Below are 26,618 nucleotides of genomic sequence, written 5' to 3'. Positions count from 1 at the left end.
CTTCGCGGTGGGCAGCGGCGGCGGGCGCCGGACGGGAGGCGGGCGCCGGACGGGGGTGACCGGCGGGCCGGGCCCGTCCGGGCGCGGGCTCACAGGGACAGGCGTCGGGCGAGGTCGGAGGTGAAGACCCCGCGGGGGTCGATCTCCCGGCGCAGCCGCCGGAAGTCCTCCAGCCGCGGGTACATGCGGCCGAGGAGTTCGGGGCGCAGCCGGGAGTCCTTGGCGAGGTAGACGCGGCCGTCGGCGGCGGCGACGAGCTCGTCGAGTCCGTCCAGGAGCCCGGGGAGGCCGGGGAGCGTCGCGGGCAGGTCCAGCGCCAGGGTCCAGCCGGGCATGGGGAAGGAGAGCCAGCCGGGGTCGCCCGGCCCGAAGCGCTTGAGGACGGCGAGGAACGCCGGGCAGCCGTGCCGTCCGATCCACTCCACGATCCGCCGCAGCGCCGTCTCCTGCCCGTGGCCGACGACGAACTGGTACTGCACGAAGCCGCTGGGCCCGTAGATGCGGTTCCAGTGCGGGAGGCCGTCCAGGGGGTGGAAGAAGGCGGGGATCCGCTGCAGCTCGCCGTACCGCGCGCGGGGCGCCCGCCGGTACCACAGTTCGTTGAACAGTCCGACGGTGGAGGGGCGCAGGAGCCCGTCGGGGACGAGGCGGGGGGCCGCGGGCAGGGTGCCGGGGCGGAAGTCCAGGGGGGTGCGGCGCAGCCTGCGCGGGAGGGCGTCGGGCTCGGCGTGGTGGCCGCGGGTGAGTACGGCGCGGCCGGTGCGGGCCCCCCTGGCCAGCAGGTCGATCCAGGCGACGGAGTACGGGTAGAGGTGGTCGCCGGCGGCCATGCGGGCCATCAGGTCGTCGAGGTCCGTGGCCCGTTCGGTGTCCACCGTCATCATCGAGGTCCGCACCGGGCGCAGTTCGACGGTGGCCTCCAGGACGATGCCGGTCAGCCCCATGCCGCCGGCGGTGGCCCGGAACAGGTCGGGGGTCCCGTCGGGGGTGACGGTGCGCACGGTGCCGTCCGCGGTGAGCAGTTCGAACGAGCGGACGTGGCGGGCGAAGGAGCCGTCGGCGTGGTGGTTCTTGCCGTGGACGTCGGCGCAGATCGCGCCGCCGACCGTGACGTGGCGGGTCCCCGGGGTGACGGGCACGAACCAGCCCAGGGGCAGCAGCGCCTGCATCAGCCGGTGCAGGCTGACCCCCGCCTGGCAGACCACGACGCCGTTCTCGGCGTCGACCGAGCGGATGCGGTCCAGGCCGGTCATGTCGACGACGGTTCCCCCGGCGTTCTGCGCCGCGTCGCCGTAGGAGCGGCCCAGGCCGCGGGCGATGACGCCGCGCCGGCCGCCGGGCCCGGCGGCCTCGGCCACCGCCCGCAGTACCGCGTCGGGGCTCCGGGGACTGGTGAGGCGGGCGGCGGTGGGTGCGGTGCGGCCCCATCCGCTGACCGGGACGGGGGCCGGGGCATCGGTGGTCGACGACATGAAGGAGAAGATATAACCGTCTTTCATGCGGGACACGCACATACACCCGTGATGCCGCGACAGAACCCTTGCATCTCTATTGTCGGTATTGAGACACCCGGTCCGACACGGCCGTGGTGCAGCACGCGGGAGAGCGGGAGACATGGATCGTCCGACCGGCGTACTGCGCGCCGACAACGAGATGCTGGCCGCCGTGCGGTCGACCGCACGCCTGCCGCACGTCGCCTCCGCCGCCCGGGCCCTCTCCCGGAGCGCGGAGCACGGCGCGGTGTGGATCGCGCTGGGCCTGGCGGGCTCCGCCGCCGACCCCGGGCGGCGCGGCCGCTGGCTGCGGGCCACCGCCCTGGTGGCCGGTGCCCACGCGGCCGGCATGGCCGCCAAGCGGGTCGTGCGCCGGCCCCGTCCCCGCCTCCCCGGTGAGCTGGCGCCCCTGGTGCGCACCGCCGGACGGCACAGCTTCCCCAGCTGCCACGCCGTCTCCTCGGCGGCCGCCGCGGTGGCCTTCGGCCGGCTGCTGCCGCGGGCGCCGCTGGGCCGGCTGGCCGCGGCGGTGTGCCTGTCCCGGCTGGTGGCCGGTGTCCACTACCCGTCGGACGTGGCGGCCGGCGCGGCGCTCGGCGCCGCCCTGGCCGGCCTCGGCGGCCCGTGGGCGGACGGGGACGGGGCGGGCCGTGGGTGACCGGGAGAACGTCGCCGTCCTCGGCGAGGAACGCCCGCCCCCCGCGGCCGGGGCCGCCGGCGCGGCCCCGGCGGGGGCTCCCCCCGGGGCCCGCGGCGGGACCGCGGCCGGGGTGCTGGCCGTTCCGGCGGGCCTGGTGCGCACCGCCAGGCCCCGCCAGTGGGTGAAGAACCTGCTGGTGCTGGCGGCTCCCGCGGCGGCCGGCGAGCTGGACTCCCCCCGGGTGCTGTCGGAGCTGGCCGCGGTGCTCGTGGTCTTCGTCTGCGCCTCCTCCGCCGTCTACCTGGTCAACGACGCCCGGGACGCGAAGGCCGACCGCGCGCACCCGGCCAAGTGCCGGCGTCCGGTGGCCAGCGGGCAGGTGCCGGTGGCCGTCGCCTACGGGACCGGGGCGGTGCTGGCGGTCCTGGCGCCCGCGGCGGCGGCGCTGCTGTGCAACGCGGCCACCGCCGCCGCCGTCGGCGGCTACCTGGTGCTGCAGCTGGCCTACTGCATGGCGCTCAAGCAGGTGCTGGTGGTGGACCTGGCCGTGGTCGCCTCGGGCTTCCTGGTGCGGGCCGTGGCGGGCGGGTTCGCGGCCGGGGTGCCGCTCTCCCGCTGGTTCCTGGTCACCGCGGGCTTCGGGGCCCTGTTCATGGTCTCGGCCAAGCGGTACTCGGAGCTGGTGGCCCTGGCCGGCCTGTCCGGGGAGACCCGCCCCCTGCTGACCTCCTACACCCCCGGCTACCTGCGGTTCGTCTGGCAGCTGGCGGCCGGCGGGATGGTCCTGGCCTACTGCCTGTGGGCCCTGGAGGGCGGCACCCCGGCCGGCGGGGAGCCGGTCCCGTGGCGCCAGCTGTCGGTGGTGCCGTTCCTGCTGGCGGTGCTGCGCTACGCGGTCTTCGCCGACCGGGCCGGGGCCGGGTCCCCGGAGGACATCGTCCTGCGGGACCGTCCGCTGCTGTGCACCGCGCTGGCGTGGACGGTGCTGTACGGGCTCGCCGTCGCGGGGGTCTGAGCGTGGCCGCGGGCCGGCCGCGCCGGGGGGCGCGGGGCGGTGCGGGGCGCCCGGGGGCGCGGGGCGAGGTGCTGGGCTTCGCGGCCGCCGGACTGGCCGCCTACCTCACCGACGTCGCGCTGTTCGTCTGGCTGCGCGGCCCGCTGGGCACCGACCCGCTGACCGCCAAGGCGCTTTCCTTCGTGGGCGGCTGCACGGTCGCCTTCCTCGGCAACCGCCTCGGCCCCTACCGGGGGCGGCGGGCGGACGGCGCGGCCCGCCAGTACGCGCTGTTCTTCGCGGTCAACGCGGCCGGGGCGGCGGTCCAGCTCGGCTGCATCGCCGTCTCCCACCACCTCCTGGGGTTCACCGGGGCGCGGGCCGACCTCGTCTCGGGGAGCGTGGTCGGCATGGCGCTGGCCACGGCGCTGCGCTTCTGGGGCACCCGCTCCCTGGTGTTCCGCCCCGCCCCGGCTCCCGCGGACGCCGCGGGCCCCGCGAGTCCCTGAACGGCCCGGGAACGGGCCCGGGAACGCCGCGCGGCCGCGGCCCCGAGGGGTCGCGGCCGCGCGGCGTCCGGCAGGGTCAGCGGTGGGAGCGCAGGAGGGTGCGCATCGTCCGCATGGCCACCGAGAGGTTGGCCAGGTCGAAGGTCTCCGACCCCTGGATCTCCTCGAGCGTGGTGCGGGCCCGGGTGATCAGCGGGGCGTTCTTCTCCTCCCAGGCGGCGTACCGCTGCTCAGGGGTGATCGCGGCCGGGCCTCCGGCGGCGAGCACCTCCGCGGTGAGCTGGGCGTGCGCCGAGAACAGGTCCTCGCGGATGGAGGCGCGGGCCATGGAGTGCCAGCGGTCGGCGCGCGGCAACTCGATGATGCGGTCGAGCAGCTGGGCGATCTGCAGCCGGTCGGCGAGGTCGTAGTACACCTCGGCGACCTCCAGGGGGGACCGGCCGAGCCGCTCCGCCACGTCCACGATGTCCAGGGTCGGGAACGCGGAGGAGAAGCCGGCGACCTTGACGGCCAGGTCCGAGGGGACCCCGGCGTCCGCCATCTCGTCGTGGACCCTCTGGTACCACTCCATGTCCGAGCCGCGCAGCAGCTTCGGCAGCTCCGACCAGACCTCGGCGACCCCGTCGGAGAAGGCCTCGATGGTCTCCGCGATCTCCAGGGGCTGGCGGCGGTTGTTCAGCAGCCAGCGGGTGCCGCGTTCGACGAGCCGGCGCGAGTGGAGCCGGATGCGGGTCTGGACGGCCGCGGGGACCTTGTTGTCCAGCGACTCCACCTCGTCCCAGATGCTGCCGAGGCCGAAGATGGCGCGGGCCGCGGTGTGCGCCCGGACGATCTCCTCGGTGGAGGCTCCGGTCTCCTCGCGCAGCCGGTGCAGGAAGGTGGTCCCGCCGGTGTTGACGGTGTCGTTGACCAGCACCGTGGTGACGATCTCGCGCCGCAGCGCGTGGCCGTCGATCTGGGCCGCGAACCGCTCCCGCAGGGGCTGGGGGAAGTACTGGTGCAGCAGCGACCTCAGGTACGGGTCGTCCGGCAGGGAGGTGGCGATCAGTTCCTCGGCCGCGTTGATCTTGTTGTAGGCGAGCAGGACGGCCAGCTCCGGCTGGGTCAGCGCGTGGCCGTTGCTCACCCGCTCGCGGATGGTGCGGTCGCTGGGCAGGAACTCCAGGGCCCGGTCGAGCTTGCCCTCGCGCACCATGCGGCGGATGTACCGCTGCTGGGCGTGGAGCAGGCTGGTCGCCTGGGCGGTGGCGTTGGCCAGGGCGACGTTCTGCGCGTAGTTGCTGCGCAGCACCAGGGCGCCGACCTCGTCGGTCATCTCGGCGAGCAGGGCGTTGCGCTGCTTGACCGTCATGTCGCCGTCGGCGACGACCGAGTTGACCAGGATCTTGATGTTGACCTCGTGGTCGGAGGCGTCGACGCCGGCGGAGTTGTCGATGGCGTCGGTGTTGACCTTGCCGCCCTTGCCGTGCGGGCCCCCGGACAGGGCGAACTCGATCCGGCCGAGCTGGGTCAGGCCCAGGTTGCCGCCCTCGCCGACGACCTTCGTGCGCAGGTCGCAGCCGTCGACCCGGATGGGGTCGTTGGCCTTGTCGCCGACGTCCGCGTGGGACTCCGAGGACGCCTTGACGTAGGTGCCGATGCCGCCGTTCCACAGCAGGTCCACCGGCGCCTTGAGGACCGCCTTCATCAGTTCGGCCGGGGTCAGCTTGGTGACGTCGTCGGCGAGGCCGAGGGCCCGCCGCATCGCCGCGGTGACGTTGACCGACTTCGCGGAGCGGGGGAAGACGCCGCCGCCGGGGGAGATCAGCGAGGTGTCGTAGTCGGCCCAGGAGCTGCGGGGCAGCTCGAACAGGCGGCGCCGCTCGGCGTAGGAGACGGCCGCGTCCGGCTCGGGGTCGATGAAGACGTGCCGGTGGTCGAAGGCCGCGACCAGCCGGATGTGCTCGCTGAGCAGCATGCCGTTGCCGAAGACGTCGCCGGACATGTCGCCGACGCCGACGACGGTGAAGTCCTGGGTCTGGGTGTCGTGGCCCAGCTCGCGGAAGTGCCGCTTCACCGACTCCCAGGCGCCGCGGGCGGTGATGCCCATCTTCTTGTGGTCGTAGCCGGCCGACCCGCCGGACGCGAAGGCGTCCCCGAGCCAGAAGCCGTACGCCTGGGCGACCTCGTTGGCGATGTCGGAGAAGCTCGCGGTGCCCTTGTCGGCCGCGACCACCAGGTAGGTGTCGTCCTCGTCGTGCCGGACCACGTCCTGCGGCGGCACGACCTCCCCGCCGACCAGGTTGTCGGTGATGTCGAGGAGGCCGGAGATGAAGGTCCGGTAGCAGGCGACGCCCTCGGCCAGCCAGGCGTCGCGGTCGACGGACGGGTCGGGCAGGTGCTTGCCGACGAAGCCGCCCTTGGCGCCGACCGGGACGATGACGGTGTTCTTCACCATCTGCGCCTTGACCAGGCCGAGGATCTCGGTGCGGAAGTCCTCGCGCCGGTCGGACCAGCGCAGGCCGCCGCGCGCGACCTTGCCGAAGCGCAGGTGCACGCCCTCGACCCGCGGGGAGTACACCCAGATCTCGTAGGCGGGGCGCGGGGCGGGCAGCTCGGGGATGGCCTGCGGGTCGAACTTCATCGACAGGTAGGCGTGCGGGCGGCCGTCGCTCGCGCGCTGGAAGTAGTTGGTCCGCAGGGTGGCCTTGATCAGGGTCAGGAAGGAGCGCAGGATGCGGTCCTCGTCGAGCGAGGCGACCTGGTCGAGGGCGTAGTCCAGCTCCTCCTGCAGGCCGTCGGTGAGCTCGCTGCCGGCCCGCTGGTGGTCCGGGGACATCCGGGCCTCGAAGAGGTTCACCAGCAGCCGGGTGGTGTGGACGTTGGTGCGGAGGGTGTCCTCCATGTAGTCCTGGCTGAAGGTGGAGCCGGCCTGCCGCAGGTACTTGGCGTAGGCGCGCAGCACCATCGCCTGCCGCCAGGTGAGGCCGGCGCGCAGGACCAGGGAGTTGAAGCCGTCGTTCTCGGCCTCGCCGGTCCAGGTGGCTGCGAAGGCCTCCTGGAAGCGCTCGCGGGCGCCGTCGCCGAGCTCGCCGGCCGCGTGGTCCAGCCGCAGCCCGAAGTCGTAGATCCACTCCGAGACGCCGTCGGAGCGGCGCAGCTCGTACGGGCGCTCGTCGACGACCTCGACGCCGAGGCGCTGGAGCACCGGCAGGACGGCGCTGAGCGAGATGGGCCTGCCGACCCGGTAGATCTTGAACCGGCGCTCGTTGGGGGTGGACGCCACCGGCTCGTAGAGGCTGAGCGCGAAGTCCCTCTCCTCGGTCAGCTGCTCCATGCGCTGGAGGTCGGCGACCGCGGTGCGGGCGGTGAAGTCGGCCTTGTAGCCCTCGGGGAAGGCGTGCGCGTAGCGGCGGGCGAGGACCGCGGCGCGCTCCTCGCCGCACTCGGCCAGCAGCGCCTCGTGGAAGCCGTCGTCCCAGGAGCGGGCGGCCTCGACCAGGCGGGCCTCGATGCGCTCGACGTCGGCGTCGGACAGGTCGTGGGCCCGGGTGCCGGGGTCGACGCGCACCACGAAGTGCAGCCGGGCCAGGACCGACTCGGTGTTCCAGGCGGTGAAGTCGACGGTGTGGCCGCCCAGCTCCTCCTTGAGGATGGCGGTCAGCCGCAGCCGCACGGCGGTGGTGTAGCGGTCGCGCGGCAGGTAGACCAGCGCCGAGTAGTAGCGGCCGTACTCCTCCTTGCGCAGGAAGAGCCGCAGCCGGCGGCGCTCCTGCAGGTAGAGCACGGAGGTGGCGATGGACTGCAGCTCCGCCACGTCGGTCTGGAACAGCTCGTCGCGCGGGTAGGTCTCCAGGATCTGGAGCAGGTCGCGGCCGTCGTGGCTCTCCGGGACGAGGCCGACGTTGTCCAGGACCTCCTGCACCTTGCGGCGCACGACGGGCACCCGGCGCACCGACTCGGTGTAGGCGGCGGCGGAGAACAGGCCGAGGAAGCGGCGCTCGCCGACCACGTTCCCCTCGGCGTCGAACTTCTTGACGCCGATGTAGTCCAGGTAGGACGGGCGGTGCACGGTGGAGCGGCTGTTGGCCTTCGTCAGCACGAGCAGCCGGTGCTCGCGGGCCTTGGCGCGGGCGTCGGCGGGCAGCCGGTTGAACGACGGGGAGACCGGGTGGGCGCCGTGCGGGCCGTGCGGGCCGTCGTGGTGGGGGTCCGAGCGCAGTATCCCCAGTCCGGTACCGGGGACGGCTGCCAGCACGTCCTCCTCGGCGCCGTCCTCGCCCTTCTCGGTGACCAGCTCGTACTCGCGGTAACCGATGAAGGTGAAGTGGTCGTCGGCGAGCCAGCGCAGCAGCTCCCAGGCCTCCCCGACCTCCTGCTCGGGCAGCTCGGGCGGTTCGGCGGCGAGCTCGTCGGCGATCCGCAGGGCGCGGTCGCGCATCTTCTGCCAGTCCTCGACGGCCTCGCGGACGTCGGACAGGACACGCCGCAGGTCCGCGGTGATCTGCTTGAGGTCCTCCCGCTCGGTCTCGCGGTCGATCTCCACGTGGATCCAGGACTCCGACACCGCGTCGTGCGGCAGCTCGGTGCCGGAGACGGAGGAGAACTCGCCGAGGACCTCCAGGAGCCGGCCGGTGACGTCCCGGCGCACCACGACCTGCGGGTGGATCACCACGTGGATGGCGCGGTCCTGCCGGGACAGCTCGTTGGTGACCGAGTCGACCAGGAACGGCATGTCGTCGGTGACGACCTCGACGACGGTGTGGCTGCAGGTCCAGCCGTTCTCCTCGACCGTGGGCGTGTGCACCCGCACGTTCGCGGTGCCCTGGGGCCGGTTCACGGCGAGGCGGTGGTGGGACATCGCCGCCCCGAAGACGTCCACCGGGTCCCGGTCGAGAAGGTCCTCGAGCGCGGTGTGGCGGTAGTAGCGCCGGAGGAACGCCTCCAGGGCCTCACCTTCGAGGCCCGCCTCCCCCGAACCGCGGTCCGCTACCCGGGCCGCCCGCACGAGCAGCTCGGCCTTGGCCTCGTCCAGCTTGGTCTGCATGATCCTTTGGCTCCTGTCGCGCGCCGTTGCGTGACGTAGGTGGGGTACGGCACGTGTCCCGCCGCGGAAGCGGTGTACGGGGACGACGTTAGGCCGTGGAGGAGGCACGGGGTGGATTGTTCACGCCAATGCCCCCGAAGGTGAGCAGCGTTCACCCGGGCGCGGCGTCGCGCGGGGGCCGGAGTGGGGGCCACGTCGCCCCCGGCAGGCACTTCGCTGATCACGCCTGCAAGGCTATCGCTCTGCTCCGGGGGGCTGTCAGTGGCTCTTTGTGTACAAAACCACGGGAAGAACTTTGACGTTCCGGACAGTGCGCGGGGGCGTACGCAGGGCGCACGGCCGGCGCACGGCCCGGGAGCCGGGGCCGGCGGCCGGGGCACGGCGTGCGGGGCCCGACGGTCACTCCATGTGCGGGTAGCGGTAGTCGGTCGGGGGCACGAGGGTCTCCTTGACCGAGCGGGTGGAGGTCCAGCGCATCAGGTTCTGCTTGGCGCCGGCCTTGTCGTTGGTGCCGGAGGCGCGGCCGCCGCCGAAGGGCTGCTGGCCGACGACGGCGCCGGTGGGCTTGTCGTTGACGTAGAAGTTGCCGGCCGCGAACCGCAGCACCTCCGCGGCGTGCGCGATCGCCGCCCGGTCCTGGGCGATCACCGCGCCGGTGAGCGCGTAGGGCGCGGCCGACTCCATCTGCGCGAGCATCCGCTCCCACTCACCGTCCTCGTAGACGTGCACGGCGAGGATCGGCCCGAAGTACTCGGTGCGGAAGACCTCGTCGGCGGGGTCCGGACAGGACAGCACGGTGGGGCGGACGAAGTAGCCGACCGAGTCGTCGCAGGTGCCGCCGGCCACGACCTCGACCGTCGGGTCGTTCGCCGCCCGGTCGAGTGCGGCCTTGTTCTTGGCGAAGGCGCGGGCGTCGATGACCGCGCCCATGAAGTTGGACAGGTCGCTCACGTCACCCACCGGCAGGCCGTCGACCTCGGCGGCCAGCTCCTCGCGGAACCCGCCCTCCCAGATCGAACGGGGCACGTACGCCCGCGAGGCCGCCGAGCACTTCTGCCCCTGGTACTCGAACGCCCCGCGCACCAGCGCCGTCCGCAGCACCGCCGGGTCCGCCGAGGGGTGCGCGACCACGAAGTCCTTCCCCCCGGTCTCGCCCACCAGCCGCGGATACGTGCGGTAGTTCGCGATGTTCTCCCCCACCGTGCGCCACAGGTGCTGGAAGGTGGCCGTGGACCCGGTGAAATGGATCCCCGCCAGCTCCGGATGCGCCAGCGCCACCTGCGAGACCGCCACCCCGTCCCCGGTGACCAGATTGATCACCCCCGGCGGCAGCCCCGCCTCCTCCAGCAGCTCCATCAGCAGCACCGCCGCCAGCGTCTGCGTCGGCGACGGCTTCCACACCACCGTGTTGCCCATCAACGCCGGCGCCGTCGGCAGGTTCCCCGCGATCGCGGTGAAGTTGAACGGCGTGATCGCATACACGAACCCCTCCAGCGGCCGGTGGTCGCTGCGGTTCCACACCCCCGGCGAGGACACCGGCTGCTCGGCCAGCACCTGCCGCGCGAAATGCACGTTGAACCGCCAGAAGTCCACCAGCTCGCACGGCGTGTCGATCTCCGCCTGCTGGACCGTCTTGGACTGCCCCAGCATCGTCGCCGCCGCCATCCGCTCCCGCCACGGCCCCGCCAGCAGGTCCGCCGCCCGCAGCAGCACCGCCGCCCGGTCATCGAAGGACAACGCCCGCCACCCCGGCGCCGCCGCCAGCGCCGCCTCCACCGCGTCCCGCGCATCCTCCACGGTCGCCGCCGCGAACGTGCCCAGCCGCGCCGCGTGACGGTGCGGCTGCACCACGTCCACCCGCTCACCGCCGCCCATCCGCCGCACCCCGCCGATCGTCATCGGCAACTCCCGCGGACCGCCCGCCACCTCCTTCAGTGCCGCCTCCAACCGGGCACGCTCCGCACTGCCCGGGGCATAGGTGCGCACCGGCTCGTTGACCGGAACGGGTACCTGGGTCACAGCATCCATGGCCGACCTCCGCAGGAAGTGGACAAATCATCCTACTTCCCGCGACCCGGGAGGCGAACCGCTCAGTCGACCATGGTCCCGGCCAGTTCGACCGCCTCCGCCAGGGTGTCCACGACCGGGACGCCGACCGCCACCAGGCTCGCCCGGCTGTGCGAGCCGCCCGTGTAGAGGACGGCCCGCGCCCCGACCTCCCGGGCCGCCATCGCGTCGTCGGCCGCGTCCCCGATCACGCAGGTGCGGGCCGCGACCGCCGTGCCGCGCAGGGCGGACAGGTGCCGGACCATGTGCTCGGCCTTGCTGCCGCCCGACGGCCCGGTCCGCCCGTCCACCCGCACGAAGTGCCGCTCGATGCCGAAGTCGCGCACCAGCGGGACCAGGTCCTCGTGGCCGTACATCGAGAGGATGGACTGAGTGCACCCGGCCGTCCGCCAGGACTCCAGCAGCGTCTCCGCGCCCTCGGTCAGACCGCACTCGACCCGGTGGCGGACGTAGTGGCCGTGGAAGGCCGTGTCCATCGCCTCCCACTCGTCCCCGGTGGGCAGCCGGCCCAGGAGCCGCTCGTAGAAGCGCGGGATCGGCACGCAGTACAGCTCGCGGTACTGCTCCAGGGTGATCGGGTCGAGACCGATCTCCGCGAAGGCCGCGTTGGTGGCGGCGATCACGGCGTCGATGTCGTGGTAGAGCGTGCCGTTCCAGTCCCAGACGATGTGCGCGGTCATTCCTGCAAATCTACTCGCCCCCCGCCCGCTCCCCCAGCCCGCGGGACCCGCAGGCGGACGGCGGACGGTGGTGAAGGCGGGACGGCACGCGGCGGGAGGGCGGGGCGGTCACTCCCCGGCGATCAGAGTGGGGATCTCCTGGGTGGCGTACCACAGCAGCTCGTGGTCCTCGGCGCCGTCCACGGTGAACTGCGCGTCGTCGTCCCCGGCGTCGGCCGCGCCGAGCGCCGCGGCCGCGGCGGCCACGTCCTCCTCGGCGTCGTCCGCGTCCAGGTGCACGGCGGCGGCCTTGGCCAGCTCCACCGGGGCGGCCAGCCGCACCGCTCCCACGGAGGACGGGTCCAGGCCCCGGTCCGGGTCGGCCACCGCGTCGCCGTCGGGGGTGTCGACGGCCACCACGACCCGGCGGCGCGGTGCCTGCGGGTCGATGGCCAGTAGGCGCAGGGCGGCCTGTGCCGCCCTGGTGAGGGCCGCGTACTCCAGCTCCTCGATGTCGTCGGAGACGTACCACTCGCGCAGGCCCGGTGTGACCGCGTAGGCGTCGACCGGGCCGGAGCCCAGCCTGCCGGTCCGGTGGGCCTCGGCGAGGGCGCGCAGGGTGGTGGGAACGTAGACGCGCATCGGGTCCGCTTCCGTCGCAAGGCCGGTGGGAGATGATCCCATCATAGACAGCCTGCTTCCCCTCCTCCCCGGAACCGCGGGCCGCGGACGCGCCGGGAGGCCCCTCCTCCCCCCGCCGGCCGTATCCGGCGTCCACGTTCGGGTGGTCGCGCACGCCGTTCCCCGGCCGGGCGGAGGGCGACGCCCGCCCGGCCGGGAGCGGGCCGGAAGGACCCGGATCGGCCGGATAGGTGAACTCCCCACGGCCCCCGGACGCAGTGCCGAGCCGCAGGCTGCCGACCCGAACCTGCCGACACCGGTACCGGAAGACACAGGTACCGGAAGACGCCGGCACCGGCAGAACGAACGGGGACAGACATGACGGCCACTCACCACCCCTCCCGGCACAGGCCCCCGGCGCCCCCGGGACCGCCGGGCCGCCGCGACCCCGCCCGCCCGGGCGGGCGCAGGCCCGGGGCGGGACCGGGCGGAGGGCCGACCGGAGGGCCGGCCGGAGTGCCCGGCGGAGCACCGGGCGGAGGGCCGGGGACGGGTGTCGCGGCACGCGGCGCACAGCACCCGGTCCTCCCCCACCAGTGGTTCGCCGAGCGGCTGCTGGAGGCCCTCACCGGCCGCCGCCCGGTGGGACGGCTGATGGGGCACGTGCGCAACCCCGCCTGGGAGCAGCTGTGGCAGCTGGTGGAGCAGTGCCGCGACTGGCAGTGCGGCGGGCACCGCACGCCGTACGTCCGGCGGTGCGTGGCGGCCCGGCCGGCCCGCGGGGTGGTCGAGGCGGCGGCGGTGGTCTTCGCCGCGGGACGGTTCCACGCGCTGGCGTTCCGCCTGGAGCTCGCCCCCGACCGCCGCTGGCGCTGCACGGCCGTCGAGACGGCCTGAGCCGGGCCCGCACGCGGGAGGGCCGGGACGGCCGCCCCTGCGTGCGGCCGTCCCGGCCCTCCCTCACCGTCCGCGGCCCCGGCGCGTGCGCGCCGGGGCCGCCCGGCTCACTTCTTGCGGCGGCGTCCGCCGCTCTTCTGCGCCTTGCGGCGCTCGGCGCGGGTCATCCCGGCGTAGGGGTCCTCGTCGGCCCCGTCGGGGGAGACGAAGTCGCCCTCGACGACACCGCCCTCGCCGTCCACCGTGGGGGCGGAGAAGTGCAGCTGCTTGGGGCGCCGGGGGGCCTCCAGGCCCTTGGCCCGGATCTCCGGGCGGGCGCCGTCCGCCTCCGCCGCGGCCTTCTCCAGGACCGGCTTCTCGGACACGGGGACCTCCTCGACCTGCTGCTCGACCTGGACCTCCAGGTTGAACAGGTAGCCGACGGACTCCTCCTTGATGCCCTCCATCATGGCGGTGAACATGTCGTAGCCCTCGCGCTGGTACTCCACCAGCGGGTCGCGCTGCGCCATGGCGCGCAGGCCGATGCCCTCCTGCAGGTAGTCCATCTCGTACAGGTGCTCGCGCCACTTGCGGTCCAGCACCGACAGGACCACACGGCGCTCCAGCTCGCGCATGATCTCCGGGCCGAGCTGCTTCTCGCGCTCGTCGTACTGCTCGTGGATGTCGTCCTTGACCATCTCGGCCAGGAACTCGGCGGTGATGCCGGCGCGCTCGCCGGCCGCCTCCTCCAGGTCCTCGACCGTGACCTTGATCGGGTAGAGCTGCCTGAAGGCTCCCCACAGCCGGTCCAGGTCCCAGTCCTCGGCGAAGCCCTCGGAGGTCTCGGCCTGGATGTAGGCGTCGATGGTGTCGTCCATGAAGTGGCGCACCTGCTCGTGCAGGTCCTCGCCCTCCAGGACGCGGCGGCGCTCGCCGTAGATGACCTCGCGCTGCCGGTTGAGGACCTCGTCGTACTTGAGGACGTTCTTGCGGATCTCGAAGTTCTGCTGCTCGACCTGGGACTGCGCCGAGGCGATGGCCCGGGTCACCATCTTGTTCTCGATCGGCACGTCGTCCGGCACGTTGGCCATGGCCATCACGCGTTCGACCATCGCGGCCTTGAACAGGCGCATCAGGTCGTCGCCGAGGGAGAGGTAGAAGCGGGACTCGCCGGGGTCGCCCTGGCGGCCGGAGCGGCCGCGCAGCTGGTTGTCGATGCGGCGGGACTCGTGCCGCTCGGTGCCCAGGACGTACAGGCCGCCGAGGCGCTTGACCTCCTCGAACTCCTCCTTGACCAGCTTCTCCGCCCGCTCCAGGGCGGCCGGCAGGTGCGCGGTCCACTCCTCGGGGGTCTCGGTGGGCGACAGGCCGCGCTGGAGCAGCTCGGCCTCGGCCAGGTCGTCGGGGTTGCCGCCGAGCTTGATGTCGGTGCCGCGGCCGGCCATGTTGGTGGCGACGGTGACCGCGCCCTTGCGGCCGGCCTGGGCGACGATCGACGCCTCGCGCTCGTGCTGCTTGGCGTTGAGGACCTCGTGCGGGACGCCGCGCTTCTTCAGCTGCGCGGACAGGTACTCGGACTTCTCGACCGAGGTGGTGCCGACCAGGACCGGCTGGCCCTTCTCGTGCTTGGCGACGATGTCCTCCACGACCGCGGTGAACTTCGCCTCCTCGGTGCGGTAGATCAGGTCGGGCTGGTCCACGCGCTGCATCGGCCGGTTGGTCGGGATCGGGACCACGCCGAGCTTGTAGATCTGGTGGAACTCGGCGGCCTCGGTCATGGCCGTTCCGGTCATGCCGGAGAGCGTGTCGTAGAGGCGGAAGAAGTTCTGCAGGGTGATCGTGGCGAGGGTCTGGTTCTCGTCCTTGATGTCCACCCCCTCCTTCGCCTCGATCGCCTGGTGCATGCCCTCGTTGTAGCGGCGGCCGGCCAGGATGCGGCCGGTGTGCTCGTCGACGATCATGACCTCGCCGTCGATGACGACGTAGTCCTTGTCCTTCTTGTAGAGCTCCTTGGCCTTGATCGCGTTGTTGAGGTAGCCCACCAGCGGGGTGTTGACCGACTCGTAGAGGTTGTCGATGCCCAGCCAGTCCTCGACGCGGGTGACGCCGTCCTCGAGGATGCCGACGGTGCGCTTCTTCTCGTCGATCTCGTAGTCGCGGTCCAGCTCCAGGCGGCGCACCAGCTTGGCGAAGTCGCTGTACCACTTGGTGGCCTGGTCGGCCGGGCCGGAGATGATCAGCGGGGTGCGGGCCTCGTCGACGAGGATCGAGTCGACCTCGTCGACGATCGCGAAGTTGTGGCCGCGCTGCACCAGTTCGTCCTTCGACCACGCCATGTTGTCGCGCAGGTAGTCGAAGCCGAACTCGTTGTTGGTGCCGTAGGTGATGTCGCAGGCGTACTGCCTGCGGCGCTGGGCCGGGGTCATGTTGGCGACGATGCAGCCGACCGTCAGGCCCAGGAAGCTGTGGACCCGGCCCATCATCTCCGAGTCGCGCTGGGCCAGGTAGTCGTTGACCGTGATCAGGTGCACGCCCTTGCCGGACAGTGCGTTGAGGTAGGCGGGGAGGGTACCCACGAGGGTCTTTCCCTCACCGGTCTTCATCTCGGCGATGTTGCCCATGTGCAGGGCGGCGCCGCCCATGATCTGCACGTCGTAGTGGCGCTGTCCGAGGACCCGCTTGGCGGCCTCGCGGACCGTGGCGAACGCTTCGGGGAGCAGGTCGTCGAGGGTCTCGCCGTCCGCGTACCGCTGCTTGTACTCGTCGGTGAGCGCCCGCAGCTCGGCGTCCGTCAGGCTGACGAAGTCCTCTTCGATGGAATTCACCTGGTCCGCGATGCGGTGGAGCTTGCGCAGGATCTTGCCTTCACCTGCACGCAGGATCTTGTCGAGGACGGACACGTAGGCTGGCTCCTTGCCGGTCGGCCTGGCACGATGGCGCGCGCTGGGCGCGGCGGGGGCTTCCTTGGGGCTTCGTGTTCTGTTCGCCACCGCACCGGCCATCGTAAGCGAGGAGCCCCGTCCCCCGGGAGGTCCGTCAATGCACGGCCCGCGCATCATCCTCCGGCCGGCCGCGAAAACGATTGCTCCGTCCGGGCACGGATGCCGGATACTGCGACGGTGGAGCCCGTGACACTGACCACCGAACGCCTGGTCCTGCGCCCGTTCGCCCCCGCCGACGTCGACGCGGTGCACGGGGCGTGCCAGGACGCCGCCGTGCAGCGCTGGACACAGGTGCCGTCCCCGTACCGCCGCGAGGACGCCGAGTACTTCGTGGAGCGTGTCTGCCCGGAGGGGTGGCAGCAGGACACGCGGTACAACTTCGGCAGCTTCACCCGGGACGGCGGCCGGCTGGTGTCGTCGATCGGCCTGGTGGGCCTGGCGCTGATGCCGGGCGAGCAGCGCACCGCGGAGGTCGGCTACTGGACCGCCCCCGGGCAGCGCGGCCGCGGGTACACCGCGGAGGCACTGCGGGCGGTGGCCCGCTGGGCGTTCACGGCCTGCGGCGCGGACCGGCTGGAGTGGTACGCCGAGGTGGGCAACGAGGGCTCGCGCGCGGTCGCGCGGCGGGCGGGCTTCACCATGGAGGGCACGCTGCGGTCCCGGGTCCTCCACCGCGGCACGCGCCGGGACGCCTGGGCGGGTTCCCTGCTGCCCTCGGACCTGGGCCTTCCCTCGCGGCTGCCCTACCTCCCCGCGGACGGCGGCCCGGACGGCGCCGCGGACGGCGGCCCGGGCGCGGTCCCCCGCTGACCCCCTGGGCCCGGGCGCTGTCGGTGCCCGCCCCTACGCTGTCGGTCATGACGACCCCTGCGACCACGACCGTGAGTCTGTCCGCCGACGAGGCCCGCAGGATCGCCCTGCGGGCGCAGGGCCTGCTGGGCGCCCCCGACCGCCGGGCGGGGGTGGCCGGTGTGCTGCGGAGCCTGGGCGCGGTGCAGCTGGACACCATCTCCGTGCTCGCCCGCTCGCACGAGCTGGTGCCGTACGCCCGGCTGGGGGCGGTCGGGCGGGAGGCGGTGGAGTCCGCCTACTGGTCGGGGGGCCGCTCGTTCGAGTACTGGTCGCACGCCGCGTGCGTGCTGCCCGTCGAGGAGTGGCCGTACTTCGCCTTCCGCCGCCGCGCCCGGCGGGCCCGGGGCCACCGCTGGCACATGCTGAAGGACAAGCAGCGCTCGTGCGCCGAGGTGCTGGCCAGGCTGCGCTCCGACGGGCCGCTGACCTCGACCGACCTGGGCGGCGCGAAGAACGGCGGCCCCTGGTGGGACTGGTCGGAGACGAAGATCGCCGTGGAGTGGCTGCTGGACACCGGCGAGGTGGTCTGCGCGCAGCGGCGCGGCTGGAAGCGGGTGTACGACCTGGCGGAGCGGGCCGTCCCCGGTGAACTGCTGCACGACGACCTCGACGACGCCGAGTGCCTGCGGCGGCTGGTGGGGCAGGCGGGCCGGGCGATGGGCGTGGCGACCCGTGCCGACCTGGCGGACTACCACCGCCTGACGGGTGCGCAGGTCGACTCGGTGGTGGCCGACTCGGGGCTGGTGCCGGTGACGGTCGAGGGGTGGACGGGCAAGGACCGCACCGCCTGGGCCGATCCCGGGGCCCTGGCCGCGCCCCTGCGCGGCAGGCACCGCACCACCCTGCTGTCCCCCTTCGACTCCCTGGTCTGGGACCGTCCGCGCACCCTGCGGCTCTTCGGCTTCCACCACCGGCTGGAGGCCTACGTGCCCAGGCACAAGCGGGTCCACGGCTATTTCGCGATGCCGGTGCTGGCCGGGGGCCGGCTGGTCGGCCGGGTCGATCCCGCCCGTGAGGGAAGGACGCTGGTGGCCCGTCAGGTGTCGGTGGCCGGTGCGGGGGCGGTGGAGCCGGTGGCGCGTGCGCTGCGCGAGGCGGCGGAGTGGGTGGGGTGCGACGCGGTGCGCCCGGAGCGGGTGGAGCCGGCCGGCCTGGCGGCGCCGCTGGCCGCGGCCGTGGACAGGCTCACCTGATCTCGAGGATCTTCTCCCGCATCGCGTAGACCACGGCCTCCATCCGGGAGTGCAGCTGGAGCTTCTCCAGGATGTTGCGCACGTGGTTCTTCACCGTGTTCTCGCTGATGAAGAGCTCCTTGGCGATGTCCCGGTTGTTCATCCCGGTGGCCACCAGCTTGAGCACCTCCAGTTCGCGGTCGGTGAGCCGGGGCGCCGGGAGCAGTCGCCGCTCGTCGGTGCGCTGGATCATCGACTTGAACTCGCTGAGCAGTTTGGAGGCCATCGAGGGGCTGATCTGCGACTGTCCGTCGGCGACGGCACGGATGGCCGTGGCGACCTCGTCCGTGGAGATCTCCTTGAGGAGGTACCCGGTGGCCCCGGCCTTGATCGCCTCGTAGAGGTCGGCCTCCTCGTCGCTGATGGTCAGCATGATGATCCTGGCGCTGGGGGCCACCTCCTTGATGGAGGTGCACGCCTCGATGCCGCCGCGCTTGGGCATGCGCACGTCCATCAGGACGATGTCGGGCAGCAGGTCGGCGGCCTTGTCCACCGCCTCGGCCCCGTCGCCCGCCTCGCCGACGACCTGGATGTCCTCCTCCTGCGCGAGGACGATCTCCAGCCCCCTGCGGAAGAGGGCGTGGTCGTCGACCACCAAAACCCTGATCGGCTCCGCGCGCGAACGGTCCCCGCCGGGACCTGTGTCGTCGACCGACGCGGGCCCGCTGCTGTCCGCCATCGAGTGTCTCCCCCTGAAATACCTCTGGTCGTCGGCCGGTTGGCTGTCGCCATGATTTCATGCCGACCGCCCGACACGGCCGATCCGTTCGGGTCACCCGTGGTGACCCGAACGGATCGGCCGACCGGCGGCGCGGATCAGGCGTGCAGGGCGTCGCCCGCCTCGACGGGGGAGCCGTTCGCCTCGGGGTCCGCCTTGAGGTGGATGACGCCGTAGTCGTAGCCGTGCCGGCGGTACACCACCGAGGGCAGGCCCGTGTCGGAGTCGACGAAGAGGTAGAAGTCGTGCCCGACGAGTTCCATCTCGTAGAGCGCCTGGCCGAGTTCCATCGGCGGCGCGGCGTGGGTCTTCTCCCGGACCACCAGGGGCCCCTCGCCCTTGACCTCCAGCGGGCCGACCTTCTTCGTGGGCACGGGCTCCTCGGCCTCGGTCAGCGCGGTGCCGCCGTTGGGCGCCACGGGCAGGCCCGCGGTGGCCTGCGCGACGCTGGTGGGCGTACGGCTGCCGCCCCGGTGCACGCGGCGCTTGTCGGCGGCCTTGCGCAGCCGCGCCTCGAGCTTGCCGACCGCAAGGTCGAGGGCTCCGTAGGGGTCCGCCGCCGCGGCCTCCGCCCGGATCACCGGCCCGCGGGTGCGCAGGGTGATCTCGACCCGGTCGGAGCGGTCCGCCTGACGGGGGTTGTGTTCCTTGGACATCTCGACCTCAAGGCTGATCACCTTGCCGTCGAGCTTCTGGATCTTCTCCAGCTTCTCGGCCACGTGCTTGCGGAACCGGTCGGGCACCTCGGTCTTGCGGCCCTTGACGACGATGTCCACGCAGAACTCCGTTCCCTCGCGCTGTGCCGGCGGGCGCAGGGCCCGCGCGGCCCTGAGTTCGCAGCCGCATCGCGATCACCGGAGGCACCGGGGGCCTCCGCGGCCGCGGCACTGCGACTCTCACCTCCTCCTCCCCCTCCTGGAGGATCAAAACCCTCCCGGAGAGCGAGGAATGGCCCTCTCGGAAAATGTCCGAACATCGCACCCGACACAACGGGCGGACAGGACATCGGTTCCGAACGGGATGCATACCTCCGTCATTCGTCACAACCGAACATAGCCTCACCGGACGGTTGTCGGCACCCCTTCCGGTGGTGTTACCCCCGGAAGGGGTGCCGTCGCCGGTATCAGGGTGAACGATCATCCGGCCCGGCGGGTTCCAGCCCCGTCCCGCGGCCGGACGGCGGGGCTCCCGCGGCCGGGCTCCGCACTCCGGCCACCACCGCCGCGGCGACGGGCCGGCCGCCCGCGGCGCGGAGCGCGCGCACCGCCTCGGCCAGCGACGCCCCCGTGGTCACCAGGTCGTCCACGACCACCACGACCGCCCCGGGGAGCACCGCCTCGCCGCCGGGGACCACCCGCAGGGCGCCCGCCAGGTTGGCGGCCCGCCCGGCCGCGCCCAGGCCCCCCTGGTCCGCCACCGGGCGCCCCTGGCGCAGCAGCGGCGCGGACCGGGCCGGGACCCCTCCGCGGCGCAGGGAGCGGACGGCGGCACGGGTGACGCGCCGCACCGGGTCGTGCCCGCGCCGCGCGGTGGCCCGGCCCGCCGAGGGGACCGGGACCAGCAGCACCGGCCCCGCGGCCGCACCCCCGCCCCCGGGGGACGCGCGGGCCGCGTCGAGCGCCGCCCGCACCGCCCCCGCCAGTGCCCCGCCCAGCGGCGCGGCCAGGGGCAGGGCGCCGCGCTCCTTGTGGGCGAGGATCACCGCACGCACCGCCCCGCCGTAGTCGGCCGCCGCGAACACCGCGGGCAGTCCCGCGGCCGCCGGCCGGACACGGTACGGCCCGCCGCCGCACAACCGCCCGCGGCACTCCCCGCACAGCACCGTCCGGCGGCGGCCGCACCCGGCGCAGTCCGCCGGCAGCAGCATGTCCAGGACGTCGCGCGGACAGGTCACGCGCCCACCGTGCCACCCGGCCCGCCGACGCCGCACCCCCTGTGGAAAACCCGCCGGGGCCACCGGGAGACCACCGGGCGACCCCGGGCTGACGTACCCGGAACACGGGCGGCCCCCGGGCGGCCGGACCCGGGACACAGGCCGGAACACGGGCCGGGCCCCGGGGCCGTCAGCCCGGGTAGACCGGCGAGGATCCCTCGGCCGCCACGGCCTTCCAGTCGGCGCCCGGGGTGAGCCGGAAGATCCCGTCCTCGGAGTCCGCGAGCAGCGGCTTGGCCTCGTCCTCGGACGCGGCGACCGCCGTGACCCCGCTGATGCCCGGCAGCGTCGGCGGGGACGAGGCCGAGCCGTCGGTGTCCACGTAGCTCAGCCGCTGCACGCCCTGGGACTCCCGGCCGACGACCACCATCCGGCTGCTCCCCGCCCACGAGACCGCCGTGACGTCCTCCATCTGCGGCGCGACCGGGCGCAGCCCGGCCACGGTGATCCGCGGGCCGCCCTCGCCCTCGGACCGCTCCACCCGGCCCACCTGGAGCCCGGTGCGGCCGTCCCTGAGCACCAGCATCGCGATCCGCACGCCGTCCGCGGAGACCCGCAGCGCCTGGATCCGGCCGCCGTCCAGCTCGGGCACCGCGACCTCGATCTTCTTGTCGCCGCGGAGCACCAGCAGCCCGGGGTCCCGCGGGTCGCGGTCGGCGATCCACAGGTCGCCCTGACCGTCCCAGCTGGGCGCGCTCAGACCGTCCTCCGCCTTCGCCGCGCCGCTGACCAGCAGCGGTTCGCCGAGGTCGGCGCCGGTGTCCAGGCCGGTCACGTACAGCTGTCGGCCGTCGTGCGTCACCCCGGCCGCGGACTCCTCGTCCCTGGCCACCGCGACCGACCCCAGTTTCACCCGGCCGTCGCCCAGCGGGCCCGGGACCGGTGCGCTGCGGTCCTCGCCCACCGCGAGGCTGCGCAGCCGGCTGTCCGCGTCGATGTAGTACTGGCGGGCCGCTGTGCCGGCGATGCTCGCCGGGTCGTAGACCGCGGCCTGGTCCCGGCTGAGGGAGCAGACCTCGGCGTCCTTGTCGTCGGCCAGCACCACCTTGCCGAGCTTGGCCGAGGGCTGCTCCTGCACCGTGTGCAGGACCTGGGCGGCCATCCGCTCGCACTCGGCGCGGCCGGAACGGCCGATCCGGCCGCTGAGCCGCACCCGCAGCTCCCCCTCGTCGTCCGGGGCGAGGGGGCCGTCGGAGCGCAGGGAGGTGCCCTGGGGGATCGCGGAGTCGGCCACGGGGTCCAGCCAGGCGGTCGGCCCCTCCAGCAGCGCCTGGACCGTCTCGGTCACCGGGTCGATCCGCGCTCTGAGGTACACCGGGTCCGCGACCAGCACGTCCCGTCCGTCGGAGGCGTCGCCCCTGCCGTCCGCGGGGGACGCGTAGTAGTAGATGTTGACGGAGCGGTAGAGGCGCTGGAAGTCGGACTCCCCGAGCAGCAGCCCGTCCGGGAGCCTGTCGATCCGCCACTCGCCGTCGTCGTTCCTCGACAGCTGGAAGGCCCCCTCGTACTCCTCGCCGGCCGGGCTGTAGGCGTGCTTGCGGTCGACGTGGGCGACCCGGGAGCCGCTCACCTCCACGCGCACCCGCTGCCCGCCGCCCTCGCCCGTGCCGCTGCGTCCCGGGACGGCGCGGGCCACGGGGCCGCCCGCCAGGACGGTCACCCCGGCGTAGGGGTTCCACTGCTTGAGGGCGTCCGGCGACAGGTACTCCTTGGCGGTGTCGTACTCGGCCTCGTCGCTGGTGGTCGCCTCCAGGAAGCCGCGCACCAGTGCCTCGGGGGACTCGCCGCCCTGCGGCTTGACCCCGAACACCTGCACCTGCGAGTCGGCGTCCGCCCGCCGGTCGTCCTCGACCGCCTTGACCTCCCCGCTGCTGGGCATGGCCGCGCAGCCTGCGGCGAGCAGGGACAGGGCCACGGCGGCGACGGCCGCCCTCACCCCGCGGCGGCGCGCCGGCCGGGCCCGTCCCCGCGGCGGGCCCGCGTGCGACCCCGCGCCCGGCCCACCGCCCGGTCCCGCGCCGGTGCCCCGGGCGTGCCGCAGGTGCTCAGCGTCCATTCCTGCCGTCCTCCACCGGTGGGTCCTGTGTTCCCCCGCCGTCGCGCCGCCCGACCACGCGGGAGACGGTCGGGCCGTCCCCGCCCCCGCCGCCCGGCAGCGAGGCCGGGTCGGCGGCCGGTGACCCCGGCGGGATCGCCGGCGCGGACGGCACGGGGCGGATCGGCCCGATGCCGGGCACCGACGGCGGCCGCGGGGCGGGGGCGGCACCGATCGGGGACGCCCCGTGCGGCGGGTGGGCGGCGGTGCGCACCGGCGCCCCGGAGGCGCTCAGGCCCCGGTTGCGCCGGGAGTCCTCCGGTTCCAGCGGCAGGGGCGAGCTGCCCACCGGCCCGCCCGCGGTGACCGGCAGGGTCAGCCTGAACTGGGAGCCGCCGCCCGGCTCCCCCCACGCCTGCAGCCAGCCCCCGTGCAGGCGGGCGTCCTCCAGGGCGATGGACAGGCCCAGCCCGGTGCCGCCCGTGGTCCGGGCCCGCGCCGGGTCGGCGCGCCAGAACCGGTTGAAGACCCGGGTGGCCTCGCCGGGCTTGAGCCCGACCCCGTGGTCCCGCACGGCGACCGCCACCGCGTCGCGCGAGGCCGCCAGGCGCACCACCACGTCCCGGCCCTCGCCGTGCTCGACCGCGTTGACCACCAGGTTGCGCAGCACCCGCTCCACCCGCCGGGCGTCCGCCTCGACGACCACCGGCCGCTCCGCCCCGCGCACCACGATCCGGCTGCCCTTGCGCTCCGCCAGCGGCTCAGCCGCCTCGACCACCCGGCGCACCACGTCCCGCAGGTCGACCTCGTCGGCCTCCAGCGCGGCGGCGCCGGCGTCGAACCGGCTGATCTCCAGGAGCTCGGCCAGCAGGGACTCGAAGCGGTCCAGCTGGTTCTGCAGCAGTTCCGCCGAGCGCGCCGTCACCGGGTCGAAGTCCTCGCGCGCCTCGTGGATGACGTCGGCGGCCATGCGGACCGTGGTCAGCGGGGTGCGCAGCTCGTGCGAGACGTCGGAGACGAACCGCCGCTGCATCCTCGACAGCTCCTCCAGCTGCTGGATCTTGACCTGGAGGTTCTGCGCCATCTTGTTGAACGACTCGCCCAGGCGCGCGATGTCGTCCTCCCCGGAGACCTTCATGCGCTCCTGGAGCCGCCCGGCCGCCAGCCGCTCGGCGATCCGCGCGGCCATCCGCACCGGCGTCACCACCTGGCGCACCACGACCCAGGCGATGGCCCCCAGCAGCACGACGACGAACACCCCGGCCGTGGCCAGGGTCCCGGTGACCAGGCTGAGGGTCTTCTCCTCCTGGGTGAAGGGGAACAGGTAGTACAGCTGGTAGGGGTTGCCGTTGAGGTCGTTGAGGCGCTTGCCGATCGCCAGGGCCGCCTGGCCCTCCCCGGGGCCGTCGCCGGGACGCACGATCGTCGTGTACTGCTGGCGGACGCCGCCGCCGGCCTCCTCCACGGCCTCGCGCAGCTCGGCCGGGACGCTCTCCTCCGGCAGCACCTTGCCCGAGGCCCGCGCGCCCCTGTTGCCCGGGGCGCCGTCGGAGTTCAGCGCCACCACCGAGTACAGGCCCTGCCCGCCGCTGGCCAGCTGCTGGACCAGCTCGGTCAGCCAGGTGCTGGCCTCCTGCACGCCCCGGCCGGCCTGCCCGGCGTCCGCGGCGCTGCGGGGGTCGGCCGCGGCGTCCGCGTTCTCCTGAGCCACCCGGAACCCGCCCAGCGCCTGGCTCTGCGCGGACTGCAGCTTGGCCTCCAGCAGTCCGTTGCGCACCTGCCCCATGACGACCACGCCCAGGACGAGGACCACGGCGAGCGACATCATCAGCGTCGTCGCCACCACCCGCAGCTGGATGGAGCGCCGCCAGGCCCGCACGCCGGCCTGGACCGGGCGGCCGCCCCACCGCACCGACGAGCGCACCAGGGGCATCACCCCGCCCGGCGCGTCGGCGCCCCTTCCGCGCGGCGCGGCCGCCCGGTCCTCGCCCCCGGTCATGTCAGCTGGGTCCGGCCTTGTAGCCGACACCGCGGACGGTCACCACGATCTCCGGGCGCTCCGGGTCCCGCTCGACCTTCGAGCGCAGCCGCTGCACGTGCACGTTGACCAGGCGGGTGTCCGCCGCGTGGCGGTAGCCCCACACCTGCTCCAGCAGGACCTCGCGGGTGAAGACCTGCCAGGGCTTGCGGGCGAGGGCGACCAGCAGGTCGAACTCCAGCGGGGTGAGCGCGATCGACTGCCCGTCCCGCTTCACCGAGTGCCCGGCCACGTCGATGACCAGGTCGCCGATGGCGAGCTGCTCGGGCGTCGGCTCCTCGGCGCGGCGCAGCCGCGCCCGGACCCGCGCCACCAGCTCCTTGGGCTTGAACGGCTTGACGACGTAGTCGTCGGCGCCGGACTCCAGGCCGACCACCACGTCGACCGTGTCGCTCTTGGCTGTGAGCATGACGATCGGCACGCCCGACTCGGCGCGGATCTGACGGCAGACGTCGATACCGTCGCGCCCGGGCAGCATCAGATCGAGCAGCACCAGGTCCGGCTTGGTCTCGCGGAAGGCGGCGAGGGCCTTGTCGCCGTCCGCGACGAACGACGGCTCGAACCCCTCTCCGCGCAGCACGATGCCCAGCATCTCCGCCAGGGCGGTGTCGTCGTCTACTACGAGGACGCGTCCTTTCATGCCGACATCATCCCATTGCCGGATCGTGACCTTGTGCGCAGCTCCCCCAGGGCGTCCCTCGTCACCGGGGAGACCACCCCCTCCTCCGTGACGATCGCCGTGATCAGCTCGGGCGGGGTGACGTCGAACGCCGGGTTGTAGGCCTGCGTCCCCGGCGGCGCCACGGCGAACCCGCCGCCCGCCCCCGGCAGCGACGGCGCGTCCGTCACCTCGTGCCCCGCGCGCTGCTCCACCTCGATCGACGCGCCGTCCGGCGTCTCCGGGTCCACCGTCGTCATCGGCGCGACCACCACGAACGGCACCTTGTGGTACTTCGCCAGCACGGCCAGCGGGTAACTGCCGATCTTGTTGGCCGTGCTGCCGTCCGCCGCGATCCGGTCCGCGCCGATCAGCACCGCGTCCACCTCGCCCGCGGAGAACAGCGAGCCGGCCGCGTTGTCCGTCAGCAGCGAGTACGGCATGCCGTGCCGGGCCGCCTCGTAGGCGGTCAGCCGGGCACCCTGCAGCAGCGGACGGGTCTCGTCCACCCACAGCCTGCGCAGGCGTCCGGCCCGGTGGACCTCCGTCACCACGGCCAGCGCCGTGCCCTCGCCGCCGGAGACCAGGGCCCCGGTGTTGCAGTGGGTCAGGATCCGCAGGCCGCCGCCCGGCAGCAGCTCGTCCAGCAGCTCCGCGCCCCGGCGTGCCATCCGGGCGCTCGCCCCGGCATCCTCCCGGTGCAGCGTGCGCGCCGCCTCCAGTGCCGCGGCCGCGGCCCGCGCCCCGTCCCCGCCGGCCCGCAGCCCGGCCCGGTACGCCTGCACGGCCAGCCGCACCCCGTGGCCGAGGTTCACCGCAGTCGGCCGGGACCGCTCCAGCATCCCGGCGGCCTCCTCGACGTCGAACCCGCGGGCCGCGGCCAGCGCCACCCCGTAGGCCCCCGCCAGCCCCAGCAGCGGCGCCCCGCGCACGGCCAGCGTCCGGATAGCCTCCACCAGCGCCGGGACGTCCGTGCAGACCAGTTCCACCTCCTCCAGCGGCAGCCGGGTCTGGTCCAGCAGGACCAGCACCGGCCCCTCCGGGCGTTCCTCCCACCGCAGCGAGGAGACACCGGCCTCCGGCCGGGCCCCCGCCCCGGACACCGACACGGACGGCGGCGCAGACATTGGCGCACCGCTTTCAGGTACAGCGCTCCGATCACCCATCCGACCAGTCTGCACTGTCGGGACGCCGGCCAGGGCACCCTCTCCGACAACCGGGGCCCGGGACGGCCCCCCGGGGCCCGGGAGGCGGGGCCCCGGACCGCCGTCACAGCGCCATGGCACGATGGCCCTCTCACCGGTGGACCCGCCGGAGGACCACGG

At 73.9% G+C, this 26,618-nt stretch carries 19 protein-coding genes; 6 read left to right on the top strand and 13 right to left on the bottom strand.

Annotation, left to right across the window (positions count from 1 at the left end; genetic code table 11):
- Nucleotides 1–89: 89 nt before the first annotated feature.
- Nucleotides 90–1,472, bottom strand: a complete 1,383-nt coding sequence (locus GQS52_RS17235; RefSeq protein ID WP_182314279.1) for an FAD-binding oxidoreductase — start codon at nucleotides 1,470–1,472, stop codon at nucleotides 90–92.
- A gap of 142 nt (nucleotides 1,473–1,614) precedes the next feature.
- On the opposite strand from GQS52_RS17235, the gene GQS52_RS17230 reads away from it, so the two are divergent.
- The 3 genes from GQS52_RS17230 (at nucleotide 1,615) to GQS52_RS17220 (ending at nucleotide 3,636) form a co-directional block, all read left to right on the top strand.
- Complete coding sequence (locus GQS52_RS17230; RefSeq protein WP_182314278.1) at nucleotides 1,615–2,151, top strand: phosphatase PAP2 family protein; 537 nt, start codon at nucleotides 1,615–1,617, stop codon at nucleotides 2,149–2,151.
- 112 nt (nucleotides 2,152–2,263) lie between these two features.
- Nucleotides 2,264–3,148 (top strand): decaprenyl-phosphate phosphoribosyltransferase, encoded by an 885-nt coding sequence (locus GQS52_RS17225; RefSeq protein ID WP_182316522.1) that lies wholly within the window; start codon nucleotides 2,264–2,266, stop codon nucleotides 3,146–3,148.
- A 2-nt stretch (nucleotides 3,149–3,150) separates the two neighbouring features.
- Entirely contained in the window at nucleotides 3,151–3,636 is a 486-nt protein-coding gene (locus GQS52_RS17220; protein WP_182314277.1) for a GtrA family protein, read from the top strand.
- 76 nt (nucleotides 3,637–3,712) lie between these two features.
- On the opposite strand, the gene GQS52_RS17215 is transcribed toward GQS52_RS17220, so the two are convergent.
- The 4 genes from GQS52_RS17215 to GQS52_RS17200 form a co-directional block, all read right to left on the bottom strand.
- Entirely contained in the window at nucleotides 3,713–8,662 is a 4,950-nt protein-coding gene (locus tag GQS52_RS17215; RefSeq protein ID WP_182314276.1) for an NAD-glutamate dehydrogenase, read from the bottom strand.
- A 399-nt stretch (nucleotides 8,663–9,061) separates the two neighbouring features.
- On the bottom strand, nucleotides 9,062–10,690 hold the full coding sequence (gene pruA / locus GQS52_RS17210) for an L-glutamate gamma-semialdehyde dehydrogenase (RefSeq protein ID WP_182314275.1): 1,629 nt from the start codon (nucleotides 10,688–10,690) through the stop codon (nucleotides 9,062–9,064).
- Nucleotides 10,691–10,752: 62 nt separating this feature from the next.
- Nucleotides 10,753–11,409, bottom strand: coding sequence for an HAD family hydrolase (locus tag GQS52_RS17205; protein WP_182314274.1), 657 nt, complete (start codon nucleotides 11,407–11,409; stop codon nucleotides 10,753–10,755).
- A 108-nt stretch (nucleotides 11,410–11,517) separates the two neighbouring features.
- Entirely contained in the window at nucleotides 11,518–12,030 is a 513-nt protein-coding gene (locus GQS52_RS17200) for a hypothetical protein (protein ID WP_182314273.1), read from the bottom strand.
- A gap of 495 nt (nucleotides 12,031–12,525) precedes the next feature.
- Here GQS52_RS17200 and GQS52_RS17195 point away from each other — a divergent pair, with 495 nt between their 5' ends.
- Entirely contained in the window at nucleotides 12,526–12,906 is a 381-nt protein-coding gene (locus GQS52_RS17195; protein WP_182314272.1) for an Rv3235 family protein, read from the top strand.
- A 107-nt stretch (nucleotides 12,907–13,013) separates the two neighbouring features.
- Here the strand turns inward: GQS52_RS17195 and secA are convergent, their stop codons facing one another.
- A complete protein-coding gene (gene secA, locus GQS52_RS17190; RefSeq protein ID WP_182314271.1) occupies nucleotides 13,014–15,785 on the bottom strand; it encodes a preprotein translocase subunit SecA in 2,772 nt (923 codons plus the stop codon).
- A 219-nt stretch (nucleotides 15,786–16,004) separates the two neighbouring features.
- On the opposite strand from secA, the gene GQS52_RS17185 reads away from it, so the two are divergent.
- Both GQS52_RS17185 and GQS52_RS17180 read left to right on the top strand, forming a co-directional pair.
- Nucleotides 16,005–16,637, top strand: a complete 633-nt coding sequence (locus GQS52_RS17185; protein WP_182314270.1) for a GNAT family N-acetyltransferase — start codon at nucleotides 16,005–16,007, stop codon at nucleotides 16,635–16,637.
- Nucleotides 16,638–16,684: 47 nt separating this feature from the next.
- A complete protein-coding gene (locus GQS52_RS17180; protein WP_182314269.1) occupies nucleotides 16,685–17,872 on the top strand; it encodes a crosslink repair DNA glycosylase YcaQ family protein in 1,188 nt (395 codons plus the stop codon).
- Here GQS52_RS17180 and GQS52_RS17175 read toward each other — a convergent pair.
- The 7 genes from GQS52_RS17175 to mtnA form a co-directional block, all read right to left on the bottom strand.
- On the bottom strand, nucleotides 17,865–18,590 hold the full coding sequence (locus GQS52_RS17175) for a response regulator transcription factor (protein WP_182314268.1): 726 nt from the start codon (nucleotides 18,588–18,590) through the stop codon (nucleotides 17,865–17,867). The two genes, GQS52_RS17180 and GQS52_RS17175, sit on opposite strands and share 8 nt — an antisense overlap.
- Before the next feature lie 137 nt (nucleotides 18,591–18,727).
- The gene (gene raiA / locus GQS52_RS17170; RefSeq protein WP_182314267.1) at nucleotides 18,728–19,405 is read right to left on the bottom strand and encodes a ribosome-associated translation inhibitor RaiA; all 678 of its coding nucleotides are present in this window, start codon (nucleotides 19,403–19,405) and stop codon (nucleotides 18,728–18,730) included.
- Nucleotides 19,406–19,752: 347 nt separating this feature from the next.
- Nucleotides 19,753–20,496, bottom strand: coding sequence for a phosphoribosyltransferase family protein (locus GQS52_RS17165; protein WP_182316521.1), 744 nt, complete (start codon nucleotides 20,494–20,496; stop codon nucleotides 19,753–19,755).
- A gap of 196 nt (nucleotides 20,497–20,692) precedes the next feature.
- Complete coding sequence (locus tag GQS52_RS17160; RefSeq protein ID WP_182314266.1) at nucleotides 20,693–22,618, bottom strand: LpqB family beta-propeller domain-containing protein; 1,926 nt, start codon at nucleotides 22,616–22,618, stop codon at nucleotides 20,693–20,695.
- Nucleotides 22,608–24,596 carry an MtrAB system histidine kinase MtrB gene (gene mtrB / locus GQS52_RS17155; RefSeq protein ID WP_182314265.1) on the bottom strand — a complete coding sequence of 663 codons (1,989 nt, stop codon included), beginning with the start codon at nucleotides 24,594–24,596 and terminating at the stop codon, nucleotides 22,608–22,610. The genes GQS52_RS17160 and mtrB overlap by 11 nt, the downstream gene beginning before the upstream one ends.
- A gap of 1 nt (nucleotide 24,597) precedes the next feature.
- Nucleotides 24,598–25,275 (bottom strand): two-component system response regulator MtrA, encoded by a 678-nt coding sequence (gene mtrA / locus GQS52_RS17150; RefSeq protein WP_182314264.1) that lies wholly within the window; start codon nucleotides 25,273–25,275, stop codon nucleotides 24,598–24,600.
- Nucleotides 25,272–26,420: an S-methyl-5-thioribose-1-phosphate isomerase gene (mtnA, locus tag GQS52_RS17145; RefSeq protein WP_182314263.1), complete on the bottom strand. Its 1,149-nt coding sequence runs from the start codon at nucleotides 26,418–26,420 to the stop codon at nucleotides 25,272–25,274. The genes mtrA and mtnA overlap by 4 nt, the downstream gene beginning before the upstream one ends.
- Between the last annotated feature and the right edge of the window lie 198 nt (nucleotides 26,421–26,618).

The organism is Streptomyces sp. SCUT-3, assembly GCF_014083985.1.
GTDB lineage: Bacteria > Actinomycetota > Actinomycetes > Streptomycetales > Streptomycetaceae > Streptomyces_H > Streptomyces_H thermolineatus.
The sequence above is the reverse complement of the archived record's forward strand: the minus strand, read 5'-3'. Positions and strand labels throughout refer to the sequence as shown.